The following is a 14694-nucleotide window of genomic DNA, read 5'->3' on the forward strand; positions in this document are numbered from 1 at the left end:
GGGCCAGTTGCGCGAAAACGCCGTCGGACCGGGGCACGGCTCCCTACGATCGCCGCCATGCGCAAGATCCGCGTCGCCGCGCCGGTCGCCGTCACGTTGGTCGCCGCCCTCACCGCCGGCTGCGCGCAGAGCAAGGTGCCGGCCGGCGCGGAGGTGACGCTGACTGGCCAGGTGGTCCGGCAGAACGGCGGCCCGGCCGCGAACCTGCGGCTCGCTCTCATCCGCGTCCCCGACCTCGGCGAGGTCGCGACGCAGGGCCTCATGGTGGTGGGGACGCTGGGCACCGCGTGCCTGGCCGACAACCCGCCGCAGGTGTGCAAGATCCTGCGGACCGTCACCTCCGACGGCCAGGGCCGGTTCACCGTCCACATGAGCGGGTCGGACGTGCGGGGCAGCTTCAACACGGCGACGAACTTCGGCCTGTCGGCGCAGCTTCCGGCCGCCGGCGACGAGGTCGGCGGCCCCGGCGTGCAGACGAACTTCGTGATCCAGCGGACCGACCTGGCCGTGCCGGCGCTGAAGTTCTGGGAACCGCAGCACGTCACGGCCGTCGGCGACGCGGCCAACACCACCGTGGGCTGGGATCGGCTGGCCGGCTCGGGCGACTACACCGTCCACTTCGCCAAGGACTTCCAGGACGTCTGGTCGGCCGACGGCACGCCGGGATCCACAGTGGACGCCCGCGCGTTCGAGGACGTGAACGGGGTGATCCGCGTCTCGACGACCGGCAGCGCCGCCGGTCCGGACACCAGCTTCGACACGACCTACACCAGCCAGGGCATTCCGTTCACGGGCAAGGTCGGCCGCCCCGAGTCACGCGCCGCGGCCTGCTACACCGACGGTCCCGACGGCAAGCCCGTGCCGGTCTCCCCCTGTGTCCTGACCGACGGCTCGTTCGAACATCCGCTCATCCAACCGGAATGCACGTCCAACGACTGCACCGCCGCGACGGAGCACTGGGTGTACCTCGACCTCGGCCGGCCGCAACAGATCGGCGCGGTCTTCGCCCGCGGCGTCGCCGCCGGCCAGCCGGTCGCGATCGAGACCAGCGACGACGCCCACACCTGGACCGCGCGCGGCAGCGGCGCCGGCCGGTTCATGAAGGTTTCCCTGCTGGAGACGGTCACCGCCCGCTACGTGCGACTGCGCGCGTCGAGTCTGCTCGGCCTGACCCAGGTGTCGGTCTGGCCCACCGCCTGACTTCGTTCACCGGCCGATCGATCGCCTTCGCGTATTGTCTGTCCGTCAGGCCACACTGAGGGGACAGTCGTGAACGGCACCAGCCGCCCGATAGTCGGGCGGGAGCACGAACTCGCGCTGCTGCACGCGCCGGGAGCGGCCCGGCTGGTCGAGGTCGTCGGCGATCCGGGCATCGGCAAGACCAGCCTGCTCGTCGAGTTCGCCCGCCACCGCGGCGCGGTGTTCTGCGGCCGTGCCACGGAATTCGAGCAGCATGTGCCGTTCGCGGTGTTCCTGGACGCGCTCGCGGACCGGGTCGCGGATCTGGACACCACCGAGCGCGACCTGCTCGGCGAGCCGGCGGTCGAGCTGCTCACCGCCGTCTTCCACGGCGGCGCCGTCGCGCACGCCGACCTGCAAGGCGTCGGCCGCCACCGGCTCTACCGCGCGGTGCGCACGCTGCTGGAGGTCGTCACGCCCGAGCAGGGCGGCACTTTGTTGCTTGACGACATGCATTGGGCCGACGAGGGTTCGGTGGGGCTGCTGGAGTTCCTGGTGCGCCACCCGCCGACCGGCCCGTTCCTGCTCGCCGTCAGCTACCGGCCGCGGCAGGCGTCGGAGCGGCTGTTCGCCGCGCTGTCCCACGCCGCCGGCCCGGAGCGGCTCCGTCTCGAGCTGAAACCGTTGACGCTGAAGGAAGTCCGGCAGCTGCTGCCGGACGTCGACGCGGCCCGGGCCAAGCAGCTGCACGATTCCAGCGGTGGCAACCCGTTCTACCTCGACGCGCTGACCCGCGTCGCCGCCGACGGCGATCCCGAGGTGGCGCTGTCCGCCGAACTGGCCGCCCTGACGCCGCGGCTGCTGCTGGTGGCGCAGGCCGCCGCGCTCGCCGGCGACCCGTTCGATCCGGAGCTGGTGGCCGAGGTCGCCGAGCTGCCGGAGGGCGAAACCCTGGCAGATCTGGACGAACTGGTCGCGCGCGACCTCATCCGCGCCGAGAGCAGCGCCCGCCGCTTCCGCTACCGCCACCCGCTGGTGCGCAGCGCCGCGTATCGCACGGGCCGCCCCGCCTGGCGTCTGAACGCCCACGCCCGCGCCGCCGCCGGATTGGAAAGGCGTGGCGCGCCAGCGACTTCCCGTGCGCACCACGTGGAGCGGGCCGCCCGGGCCGGCGACGACAGCGCCATCAACGTCCTCGTCGAGGCAGCGGAGTCCGTGCTGGGCACGGTGCCCGCGCTGGCCGTCGACTGGCTGCGCACCGCCATCGACCTCCTCCCCCGCACTCCCGCCGAACACAGCCGGTTGTGCGGGTTGATGTTGTTGCGCGCCAGGGCTCTGCTCGTCACCGGTCGGATCGACGAGTGCCGGGGCACCCTCCAGGACCTGCTGGTGCTGCTGCCCGAGGAGCCCAGCGACCTGCGCAGCGCGGCCGTGTCGATGTGCGGAACCGTGGAGCGCCTGCTCGGCCGCTACGACGAGGCGCAGGCGTTGCTCACCGCCGAGCTGACCCGGCTGCCCGACCGGCACGACCGGCTGGCGCTCGGCATGCGGATCGACATCGCCGCCGGGTTGTTGCAGTGCGCCAAGTTCGAGGAAGCCCGTACCTGGGTGATGCAGGTGCTGGAATCCCCTGCGCTGCATGAGATCCGCCCGCTGACGCTGACCGTCGGCCTGAGCATCCTGGCCACCGCCGACGCCTACACCGGTCGCTTCGAGACCGCCGTGTCACACGTCCGCCGTGCCTCCACCATGCTGGACGGCCTGTCCGACGGCGAACTCGCCGAGCGGCTGTACCTCACGCTGGAGCTGGCGTGGGCGGAATTGGTGCTGGAGCGCAACTTCGACGCCCTGCGCCACGTTCGCCGCTGCGCCGCGCTGGCCGAACGCACCGGCCACGGCCATCTCCAGCCCGACATCCTGTTGACCTTCACGCAGGTGTACGCCCAGCTCGGCGAGCTGGCGCAGGCCGCCGAGCAGGCCGAGGCGACGCTCGAGGCCGCGCTGGTGATGGGCCGTCCCGAGTTGCAGGAGGTCATCCACGCCCGGCAGTCGGAGATCGCCCTGTGCCGCGGCGACGTGAAGGCCGCGCTGCACTTCGCCGAGCTGGCCGTCGAAAAGGCCGCGCCCGGCGCGTACTGGTGGTCCGGCGAGGGCGTCGCCGCGCTGGCCGCCGCCCGGCTGGCCAACGGCGATCCGCAGGGCTGCGTGCAGGATCTGATGCGCGGCGGCGATCCCGCGCTCATCGGCTACGCCCCGTCGCTGCGCCGCCTCTGGTTCGACGAGCTCGTCCGCGCCGAGGTCGCCCTGGGCAACGTCGAGGCCGCGCTGGACTGGGGCCGGCGGGCCGAGCAGTCCGTCGCCGACGGCGACCTTCCCGGCCGGACCGCCCAGGCCTGGCTCGCCTCCGCCCGCGCCCACCTCGCCGCCAAGGACATCCCCGCCGCCGCCGACCTGGCCGCCCGCGCCGCCGACAATTTCGCCCAGGCCCACCTGCCCGTCCACGAGGGCCAGGCCCGCCACGTCCTCGGCGCCGCCCTGGCCGAGCTCGGCCGCCGTGACGACGCCCAGCAGCACCTGGGCCGGGCCAAGGAGCTCTTCGCCAACGCCGGCGCCGCCGGCATGCACGCCGCCGTCGTCCACCAGCAGCGCCAGCTCGGCGCCAAGTCCACCCGCGTCCGCCGCGACGGCGGCCCGCTGTCCCAGCGTGAGCTGGAGATCGCCGAGCTCGTCGCCCACGGCTACACCAACCGCCAGATCGCCAGCCAGTTGTTCATGAGCCCCAAGACCGTCGAGGCCCACCTGTCGCGGATCTTCACCAAGCTCGGCGTCGCCTCCCGCACAGCCCTCGCCAGCCACCTCATGCGCAACGCCAAGGAGTCCGGGTAGCTACGCCGGGTACAGCGACCCGGCGGGGATGATCCGCTGCCCGATGTTCGGGCTGGACCACAGCAGCTTGAGGTACGCCTCGTCGCCGGCCTGCGTGTAGTCGACCCGGATCGTGTGCCGGCCGGCCGTCAGCCCGACAACGGCCTTGTCCACGCGAACGGCGTGCGGCTTCGAGGCGTCGATGACGAGCTTGCCGTCGACCCACACCTGGGCGGTGTCGTCGGAGACGGTCGCCAGCGAGTAGTTGTCGCTGACGGGAACCGCCACCGATCCCGTCCACCGCGCGGAGAAAGCGCCGACGGGGATGGACGGCGCGGGACTGCCGTCCAACTGCCAGGCGAAGTTCAGCGTCGGATCAACCCGTGTCACCGAGGGCTTCCCGGTGAAGGTGGCGTTCGGCCAGTACTGCGCGGTCAATCCGGTGCCGGGTGCGGTCGTCACGGTCGGCGGCGTGGTGACGGTCAGCTCGATCACCGTGGCAGTGCCGTTGGTCGCGCCGCCCGACGGCGTCAGGTCGTAGCCGTCCCCGGAAGCCTTCCAGGCAACGGATTGCGTGCTGCCGAGCACGCGCGCGCCGGTGATGGTGAACTTCGACCGGGCCGTCAGGTGCAGCGGCCTTCCCCAGTCGTAGACGGAAGCGTAGAGCTTGTCGCCGGAACGGCTCACCGCGCCCCAGTCCGGATCGGCGACGAGACCCGTGTACCCGGCGTCACGCACCGCCGACCCGTTCGCGCTCAGCCACGACCCCATCGCCTGCAACACGGTCGACTGTCCAGTCGGGACGGCTCCGGTGTCGGTCGGCCCGATGTTGAGCAAGAAGTTGCCGTCGCGAGAGACGATGTCCAGGAGGTTCCGCGTCAACGTCACCGGCGACTTGAACGTGTCGTTGCGGTTGTAGCCCCAGTGGCTCGCGATGGTGTCGCACGTCTCCCACGGCGCACCGTCCACCGGAGCGGCCGGAATGGTGCGCTCGGGCGTCGAGTAGTCGCCGTCGACGATCCGCCGCTTGCCGACCCGGTTGTTGACGACCAGGTCCGGGTTCAGGCCGTGCAGGTAGTTCTGGAGGTTGTCGCCCTCGGCGGGACTCCACGCCGGGCAGGCGCCGTCGAACCAGAGCAGCGCCGGATGGTAGTCGGTGACGAGCTCCTTCAACTGGGCGTACATGTTCTTGCGGTACGCCGGGAAGTCGTGCTGGCAGCCGGTGTCGTGCCAGTCCTTGATCGAGTAGTAGATGCCGAACGTGATGCCGGCCTTGTCGGCGGCCGCCTTCAGTTCGGCGAGAATGTCACGGTGCTTGTCGAACGCCGAGTGGTCGCGCAGGTTCCACGTGTTGACCTTGGTGGGCCACATGGCATAGCCGTCGTGGTGCTTGGCGGTGATCACGATGTAGCGCTGGCCGGCGGCCTCGGCCAGGTTCACGATCTTCGTGGCGTCGAAGGCGGCCGGGTTGAAGGTCGCGGCCTTCGCCTCGTACTCCTTCATCGGAATCTGGCAGTTCTGCAGGATCCACTCGGCACTCTGGCAGGTGGTGCCGTCCGGCTTCTGGTAGACACCCTGCCAGTTCGAGTAGTCGCCGAAGTGGATGAACATGCCGAACCGGTCGCCGCGCCACCAGGCGGTGCGCGCCGCGGTGAACGGGTCGTCGTGGGCATGGTTGTCGCCCGGCGCCGCCCACGCCGGCGCGGCACACAGTCCGGTCATCATCAGAGCGGCCACCAGGGCCAGCCACATCCGCTTCATGCCCACTCCCCAGAGTCTGCCGGATTCATCGGATGTGTACCGCCGCCCGTTCCGCGTCGTCAACCGTCGGCACGCCCGGCCGATCGACATCGTCGATGACAACCGCCTCCTCGACCGGACAACGCACACAACAACGCCGACGCCTCGCCGGCACCCGCCCTGACAACGGTATTGACGGCCAGCGAGGGCGGATCGGCCACGACGATCGGCCACAACCGGCCGGCCGCGAAACACCGCCGCCACCTCTGGAACACCTGCACGGCAGTCACGAAGGAGACCTTTACGGTACGGATACATCGGATCTATAGTCGCCAGGTCTCCGAGCCGCCCGGTGGCGCCCCTTCATCGAGGAAGGAACCGGATCGTGCCGACCAAGAGACATCTGCTGGCGGTCGCCGTGACCGCCCTCGCCGTCCTGGCCGCCCAGCCGGCAGCCGCCGCCCCCGGCGGCGCGGCCACGAAACCGATCATGGGCTGGAGCAGCTGGAGCTTCCTGCGCGGCCCCGGTGACGAGGCGAAGATCCTGGCGCAGGCCGACGCGATGCACACCAGCCTCGAATCGCACGGCTACCGCTACATCAATCTGGACGCCGGCTGGAGCGACCACGTCGACGCCTACGGCCGCGACACCTGGGACACCGGCCTGTTCCCACACGGCATCCCCGTCCTGGCGGCGAAACTGCACGGCATGGGCCTCAAGCTCGGGCTCTACCTCAACCCGGGCATCCGCCAGAGCGTGGTGAACGCCAACCTGCCGATCAAGGGAACCCCCTACCACGCCAAGGACATCGCCGACACGAGCACCATCGGCAACACGCTCGGCAGCGGCTACTGGCGCATCGACTACAGCAAACCCGGCGCGCAGCAGTACATCCAGAGCTACGTCGACCTGTTCGCGTCCTGGGGCGTCGACTACGTGAAGATGGACTTCGTCGGCCCCGGCGGCGGCAACAAGCCGGCCGACAACCGCCCGGACATCAAGGCCTGGCACCAGGCGATCGTCCACAACGGACGGCCGATCGTGCTGGAGCTCTCCAACTCCCTGTCCTACGCCGACGCCGCGACCTGGAAGCAGTACGCGAACGGCTGGCGCATCGACGGCGACATCGAGTGCTACCACTGCGGCGCCCCCGGCAGCAGCTACCCGCTGACGAGCTGGGCCAAGGTGTCCAAGCGCTTCACGGACCTGCCGAAGTGGACCCAGTACGGCGGCCCGGGCGGCTGGAACGACCTGGACTCGCTGGAACTGGGCAACGGCGACAACGACGGCCTCACGCCGACGCAGCGCCAGACGGCCATGACGCTGTGGTCGATCGGCTGCGCACCGCTGCTGCTCGGCGCTGACCTCACGCACCTCGACGCCGGCGACCTCAAGCTGATGACCAACGACGAGGTGATCGCCGTCAACCAGGCCGGCGTCCCGGGCAAGCAGCTCACGGACCAGATCTGGAGTGCCAAACAGGCCAACGGAAGCTACGACGTCGCGCTGTTCAACCTCGGCGCCTCCACCGCGACCGTCAGCGTCGACTGGAGCCAGTTGGGCTTCTCCGGCCCGGCGAAGGTCCGCGACCTCTGGGCGCACAGCAACCTCGGCACGACAACCAGTTTCGACGCCTCGCTGGCACCGGGCGCGTCCCGCCTGATCTCCGTCACTCCGCAGCACTGACCCCCACAGCACTGATCAAAGGGAGCATCGATGAGGGTGGTACCCGCCCGTTTGCTGGCGTTCGCACTGAGTTCGCTGGCGGTGTTCGCCGGCGGCACCGCGATCGCCCCGACACCGGTGACCGTCACGGTCGCGAAGGCCGCCAGCGGCCACGTCGGCGGCGGCTTCGCCGGCTTCAGCTACGAGAAGGACCGCGTCGGCGCGGGCCTGTTCGACGCCAAGGACACCGACCTGGTGCAGCTGTTCCGCCGCCTCGGCCCGAGTGTGCTGCGCCTGGGCGGCAACCTCGGCGACCAGGTCAACTGGAACGCCGGCGGCAAGGGCGGCTCGGCCACGGAGGTCGCGCCCGCGGACGTCGCCAAGCTGGCCGGCTTCGTGCGGGCGGCCGGCTGGAAGGTCATCTACGGCATCAACCTGAAGACCAACACTCCGGCCAATGCCGCCTCGGAGGCCCAGTTCGCGGCGCACGCGCTGGGCGGCAGCCTGATCGCGTTCGAGATCGGCAACGAGCCCAACGTGTACGACTCCGAGACCGCCTACGAGACGGCGTTCGACGCCTACGTGGCGGCGATCCGAGCAAAGGTGCCGAACGCGACGTTCGACGGCCCCGGCGAGGCCGACAAGACGGACTGGTCCACCACCTTCGCCGCGCACGAGAAGGCCAACGGCCTGTCCCTGCTGTCCACGCACCTCTACATCGCCAGCAACACCACCGCCACCATCCCGGGCATGCTCGCCTCCAACTCCTCCGGCCGGCTGCCGACCAACGAGGCGGCGATGGAGAAGGCGATCACCGACAACGGCCTGGCCCACTGGCGGATCACCGAGTCCAACTCCTACTTCCACGGCGGCGCGGCCGGCGTCAGCAACGTGCAGGCGGCGGCGCTGTGGTCGCTGGACTACATGCACGGCATCGCCGCCAACCACGGCGACGGCGTGAACTTCCACGGCGGCACGTCCATCCAGTTCCCGCTGGCGTACTCGCCGATCGTGTTCGACGGCATGACCCCCACCGGCGTGCAGGGCGTCTACTACGGCGAGCTGCTCTGGGCGCTGGCCGGCCGCGGCTCGCTGCACGCCGCGACGGTCGCCGGCGGCTCGAACGTGACCGCCTGGGGCATCGGAACGAACGTGTTCGTCAACAACACGGGCACCTCCGCCGTCCACGCGACCGTCACCCTTGCCGCCCCCGCCGCAAGGGCCAGCGAGTACGTCCTGACGGCCCCCTCGCTCGACTCCACGGCGATCACCATCGCCGGCTCCGCGGTCGGCAAGAACGGCGCCTTCACGCCGAAGCCGCAGCATGTGACCGTGCGCGACGGGAGTGTGACGATCGACGTCCCGGCGGGCAGCGCGGCACTGGTGGTCACCGGCTGAGCGAAGTGGACAACGGCGGGGAGCTGGGCTTTTGCCCGGCTCCCCGTTTTTTTCCATCATTTTGCGAGTTCCACTAGACGCCGGTGGGAGAGACTGCACGGCAGGCGCGCGGCGAAGCGCGCGGCGAAACGTTCCCCGGCCGAAAGGGACGTCATGGGCGCGGCGGCAGGTCCGGAGGGCGACGGTACCGACCGTTGTCCAGCGCGACAGGCCGGGCCGCCCGCGGCGCACCCTGTGACCGGGGTCATCTTTTGTTGGGTTTCTACAATTTCCGGTGCTCCGCGCCGTCACATACAGCATTTCGCCACTGGCGGATCCACGAGAGTGTTCAGGGTGGGAGTGGGGTCCGTCGGCCCCACCGGGTTCTAGTGCAGGAGGCTCGGTCGGTGTTCAGTCGTGTCGCCATCGTCAACCGCGGAGAGGCCGCGATGCGGCTGATCCACGCCGTCCGGGATCTCTCCGCGGAGACCGGGCGCCGCATCGAGACCGTCGCGTTCTACACCGACGCCGACCGCAACGCCACGTTCGTGCGCGAGGCCGACCTCACCTACGACCTGGGCCCGGCGTCGGCGCGGCCGTACCTGGACCACGCCAAGCTGGAGAAGGCGCTGGTCGAGAGCGGCGCGGACGCGGCCTGGGTGGGGTGGGGCTTCGTCGCCGAGGACCCGGCGTTCGCCGAGGTGTGCGAGAAGGTCGGCGTCACCTTCGTCGGCCCGAGCGCGGACGCCATGCGCCAGCTCGGCGACAAGATCGGCGCCAAGCTGATCGCCGAGGAGGTGGGCGTCCCGGTCGCGCCGTGGAGCCGCGGTGAGGTCGCCACCCTCGAGGACGCGCTGACCGCCGGCGCGAACATCGGCTACCCGCTGATGCTCAAGGCCACCGCGGGCGGCGGCGGACGCGGCATCCGCAAGGTCACCTCCGCCGACGAGCTCGCCGACGCCTACGAGCGCACCAGCCAGGAAGCGCTGCGCGCCTTCGGTTCCGGCGTCGTGTTCCTCGAGCGCCTGGTCACCGGCGCGCGCCACGTCGAGGTCCAGGTGATCTCCGACGGCGACACCGCGTGGGCGCTCGGCGTGCGCGACTGCTCGGTGCAGCGCCGCAACCAGAAGATCATCGAGGAGTCCGCCTCCCCGGTGCTGAGCCCCACACAGACCGCCGAGCTGAAGGCGTCCGCCGAGCGGCTGGCCGTGAAGGTCGGCTACCGCGGCGCGTGCACCGTCGAGTTCCTGTACCACCCGGGCGAGAAGCTGTTCGCCTTCCTCGAGGTGAACACCCGCCTCCAGGTGGAGCACCCGATCACGGAGATCACCACCGGCACCGACCTGGTGCGCCTCCAGCTGCACGTGGCCGCCGGCGGCAAGCTGACCGGCGAGCAGCCGGCCGAGCTGGGCCACGCCGTGGAGGCTCGGCTCAACGCCGAGGACCCCGACCGCGACTTCGCGCCGTCGCCGGGCCGCATCGCCCGGCTGGACCTGCCGGCCGGCCCGGGCATCCGGGTGGACACCGGCGTCAGCGAGGGCGACACCATCCCCGCCGACTTCGACTCGATGATCGCCAAGATCATCGCGTACGGGCGGGACCGCGACGAGGCGCTGGCGCGGCTGCGCCGGGCGATGTCCGAGACCAAGGTCATCATCGAGGGCGGCGCCACCAACAAGAGCTTCGTGCTGGACCTGCTCGACCAGCCCGAGGTGATCGACGCCAGCGCCGACACCGGCTGGATCGACCGGGTCCGCGGCGAGGGCCGGCTGGTCTCGCACCGCCACTCCTCCGTCGCGCTGGCCGCCGCGGCCATCGAGGCGTACGAGGAAGAGGAGCGCGTGGAGCGGCAGCGCCTGCTGTCCACCGCGTTCGGCGGCCGGCCGCAGGTGCAGCACGAGAGCGGCCGCCCGCTGGACCTCAAGCTCCGCGGCGTCGGCTACCGCGTGCGGGTGGCCCGGGTCGGCGCGACCCGGTTCCGGGTGGCCGTCGAGGCCGGTGAGGACGTCCGCACCGCCGACGTCGTGCTGGACCGCTTCGACCACCACACCGGCCAGATCCTGGTCAACGGCTCCCGCCACAGCCTGCTCACCGGCACCCACGGCCCGATCCACCTGGTCGAGGTGGACGGCGTGGCGCACCGGATCAGCCGCGACGAGGGCGGCGTCGTCCGCTCCCCCGCGCCCGCGCTGGTGGTGGCGACCCCGGTGGAGGTCGGCGACGAGGTCGAGGCCGGCGCGCCGATCATCGTGCTGGAGAGCATGAAGATGGAGACGGTGCTGCGCGCGCCGTTCAAGGCTCGGCTGAAGGAACGCCCGGTCTCGGTGGGCAGCCAGGTGCCGACGGGCGCCCCGCTGATGCGGCTGGAGCCGATCGCCGACGACTCCGAGGAGGACGCCGGCCCGGTCGAGACCGTCGAGCTGGACCTGCCGGCCGCGCCCGCGGTCGTGCCGGTGGCCGAGCGGCTGGCCCGCGGCCAGGAGGACCTGCGCAACCTGCTGCTCGGCTTCGACGTCGACCCGCTGGACGAGCGCCGGGTGCTCGCCGACTACGTGGCGGCCCGCGAGGAGGCCGACGACCGTCCGCTGGCCGAGGAGCTGGCGCTGCTGGACGTGTTCGCCGACCTCGCCGAGCTGAGCCGGAACCGGCCGACCGGCGAGGAGGAGAGCCACTCCTACAGCGCCCGCGAGTACTTCCACACGTACCTGCAGAGCCTGGACGTGGAGCGCGCCGGCCTGCCGGAGGCGTTCCAGGCCAAGCTGTCCAAGGCCTTGGCGCACTACGGCGTGACCGAGTTGGAGCGCACCCCCGAGCTGGAGACCGCGGTCTTCCGGATCTTCCTCGCGCTCCAGCGGGCCGCGTCCGACGCGACCGTCGTGATGACGCTGCTGCGCTCGTGGCTGAACGAGTTGCCGCCGGACGAGACGCTGCGCGAGCCGACCGGTCTGGCCCTGGAACGGCTGGTGTCGGCCACGCAGGTCAGGTTCCCGGTGGTCTCCGACCTCGCCCGCGGCGTCGTGTTCGCGTGGTTCGGCCAGCCGCTGCTGCGCCGCAACCGGGCCCGGGTGTACGCCGCCGTGCGCAACCACCTTCGGCACCTCGACGCGCACCCGGACTCGCCGGACCGCGCCGAGCGCATCGCCGAGATGGTCCGCAGCACGGAGCCGCTGGTCCGCCTGCTGGGGCAGCGCCTGATCCGCGCCGAGCTGGACAACGCCACCATGCTCGAGGTGCTGATCCGCCGCTACTACGGCAACAAGGGCACCACCGACGTGCACCGCAGCGAGGTCGCGGGCTGCACCTTCGTGGTGGCTTCCCGGGCCGGCGCGCGCATCGCGTCCGCCGCGGTCAGCTTCGACGCCTTCGGCAGCGCGCTGCGGGGGCTCGCCGAGCTGGCCGGTGGCGACGAGGCGGTCGACGCCGACATCTACCTGGCGTGGGAGAAGCAGCCCGAGGACTTCGACGCGATGGCGGCGGAGCTGCACGAGGTGATCGCCGCGCACCCGCTGCCGGTGCAGGTCCGCCGGGTCACGGCGACCGTCGCCGGCCGGGGTGGCGCCGTCATGCACCACCACTTCACGTTCCGGCCGTCCACCACGGGGATGACCGAGGAGCGGCTGATCCGCGGTCTCCACCCGTACATCGCGCAGCGGATGCAGCTGGAGCGGCTGCGCAAGTTCGACCTGACCCGCCTGCCGTCCTCCGACGAGGAGGTGTACCTGTTCCGTTGTGTGGCAAGGGAGAACCCCGCCGACGACCGGCTGGTCGCCTTCGCGCAGGTGCGGGACCTGACCGAGCTGCGTGAGCACGACGGCCGCCTGGTCGCGCTGCCCACCGCCGAGGACACCGTCGCCACCTGCCTCGACTCGATCCGGCGGGCCCAGTCGCGGCGTCCGTCGAAGAACCGGTTCAACACCAACCGGATCGTCGTCTACGTCTGGCCGGTCAGCGAGGTGACCCGCGAGGAGCTGGAGATGATCGCCGGCCGCGTGCTGCCGACCACGGCCGGCGCCGGGCTGGAGGAGATCCTGTTCATCGCCCGTCAGCGTGACCCGGAGACCGGGGAGCTGACGAAGATCGCCGTGCGGATCGCGTTCGACGCGACCGGCGGCACCACGCTGTCGGTGGACGAGCCGCCGGTGGACGCGGTCGAGCCGCTGGACGACTACCGGCTCAAGGTGATGCGGGCCAGCAGCCGGAACACGGTGTACCCGTACGAGCTGACGGGGCTGCTGGGCGACTTCACCGAGCACGACCTGGATTCCTCGTTTGCCTTGGTGCCGGTGGATCGGCCGAAGGGGCGCAACACGGCGGCGATGGTCGCCGGTGTGGTGAGCACGCCGACCGAGCGGTACCCCGAGGGCGTCAAGCGGGTCGTGCTGCTCGGCGACCCGACCAAGTCGCTGGGCGCGCTGTCCGAGCCGGAGTGCCGGCGGGTGATCGCCGCGCTGGACCTGGCCGAGCAGATGAAGGTGCCGGTCGAGTGGTTCGCGCTGTCCTCGGGCGCACGGATCTCCATGGAGTCCGGCACCGAGAACATGGACTGGGTGGCGGCGGCGCTCAAGCGCATCGTCGAGTTCACCCAGGACGGCGGCGAGATCAACATCGTGGTCGCGGGGATCAACGTCGGCGCGCAGCCGTACTGGAACGCCGAGGCGACGATGCTCATGCACACCAAGGGCATCCTCGTGATGACGCCGGACTCGGCGATGGTGCTGACCGGCAAGCAGGCGCTGGACTTCTCCGGCGGCGTGTCCGCCGAGGACAACTTCGGCATCGGCGGCTACGACCGGGTGATGGGCCCGAACGGGCAGGCGCAGTACTGGGCGCCCAGCCTGGCCGGCGCGCGGGATGTGCTGATGGCGCACTACGAGCACACCTACGTGGCGCCTGGGGAAGTCGGGCCGCGCGCGGCGGGTTCCGGCGACCCGGTGGACCGGGACATCTCCTCGTTCCCGCACGTGGTCGAGGGCAGCGACTTCGCGACCGTCGGCGACATCTTCTCCGCGGCGTCCAACCCGGACCGCAAGAAGCCGTTCGACATTCGCACCGTGATGCGGGCGGTGGCCGACCAGGACCACCCGGTGCTGGAGCGGTGGGCCAGCATGGCCGACGCCGACACGGCGGTCGTGCAGGACGTGCACCTCGGCGGGCAGCCGGTGTGTCTGCTCGGTATCGAGTCGAAGTCCGTGCAGCGGCGCGGTTTCCCTCCCACCGACGGCCCCGACTCGTACACCGCCGGCACGCTGTTCCCGATGTCGTCCAAGAAGGCGGCGCGGGCGATCAACGCCGCCAGCGGGAACCGGCCGCTGGTGGTGCTGGCCAACCTGTCCGGGTTCGACGGGTCGCCGGAGTCGATGCGCAAGCTCCAGCTGGAGTACGGCGCCGAGATCGGGCGAGCCATCGTCAACTTCGACGGGCCCATCGTGTTCTCGGTGATCTCGCGGTACCACGGCGGGGCGTTCGTCGTCTTCTCCAAGGCGCTGAACCCCCGGATGACGGTGTTGGCCGTTGAGGGTTCGTTCGCTTCCGTGATCGGCGGCGCGCCGGCTGCGGCGGTTGTCTTCACGCTGGAGGTGAACCGGCGGACGGCGGAGGACTCGCGGGTTGTGGAGCTTGAGGGTCAGCTCGCGGAGGCTTCCGGGGCGGTGCGGGCGGAGTTGAGCGCCCGGTTGGCCGAGGTGCGGTCTTCGGTGCGGACCGAGAAGCTGTCGGAGATGGCCGCGGAGTTCGACCGGGTGCACAGCGTGCACCGGGCGGTGGAGGTCGGTTCCGTGGACGCGGTGGTGAGCGCGGCGGAGCTGCGGCCGCGGATCATCGAGGCCATTCGCAAGGGGTAGAACGGGTTGAGGTCTGGTGCGGTCCGC

General features: G+C 71.0%; 6 protein-coding genes. 5 read left to right on the forward strand and 1 reads right to left on the reverse strand.

The features are described from left to right. Positions 1–57 precede the first annotated feature (57 nt). Together BCF44_RS35445 and BCF44_RS35450 are read left to right on the forward strand one after the other, a co-directional pair. Positions 58–1200: a discoidin domain-containing protein gene (locus tag BCF44_RS35445; RefSeq protein ID WP_116178789.1), complete on the forward strand. Its 1143-nt coding sequence runs from the start codon at positions 58–60 to the stop codon at positions 1198–1200. 69 nt (positions 1201–1269) lie between these two features. Next, positions 1270–4065, forward strand: coding sequence for a helix-turn-helix transcriptional regulator (locus BCF44_RS35450; RefSeq protein ID WP_116178790.1), 2796 nt, complete (start codon positions 1270–1272; stop codon positions 4063–4065). Here the strand turns inward: BCF44_RS35450 and BCF44_RS35455 are convergent, their stop codons facing one another. Further along, entirely contained in the window at positions 4066–5805 is a 1740-nt protein-coding gene (locus BCF44_RS35455) for an alpha-L-fucosidase (protein ID WP_116178791.1), read from the reverse strand. A gap of 364 nt (positions 5806–6169) precedes the next feature. On the opposite strand from BCF44_RS35455, the gene BCF44_RS35460 reads away from it, so the two are divergent. The 3 genes from BCF44_RS35460 (at position 6170) to BCF44_RS35470 (ending at position 14667) form a co-directional block, all read left to right on the forward strand. Then, positions 6170–7471 (forward strand): glycoside hydrolase family 27 protein, encoded by a 1302-nt coding sequence (locus BCF44_RS35460; RefSeq protein ID WP_246015942.1) that lies wholly within the window; start codon positions 6170–6172, stop codon positions 7469–7471. A gap of 30 nt (positions 7472–7501) precedes the next feature. After that, the gene (locus BCF44_RS35465; protein ID WP_116178792.1) at positions 7502–8848 is read left to right on the forward strand and encodes a glycosyl hydrolase family 79 C-terminal domain-containing protein; all 1347 of its coding nucleotides are present in this window, start codon (positions 7502–7504) and stop codon (positions 8846–8848) included. A gap of 386 nt (positions 8849–9234) precedes the next feature. After that, a complete protein-coding gene (locus tag BCF44_RS35470) occupies positions 9235–14667 on the forward strand; it encodes an ATP-binding protein (protein ID WP_116178793.1) in 5433 nt (1810 codons plus the stop codon). Positions 14668–14694 lie beyond the last annotated feature (27 nt).

Origin of the sequence: Kutzneria buriramensis (assembly GCF_003387475.1) — a bacterium.
In the GTDB taxonomy this organism is placed as follows: Bacteria; Actinomycetota; Actinomycetes; order Mycobacteriales; family Pseudonocardiaceae; genus Kutzneria; species Kutzneria buriramensis.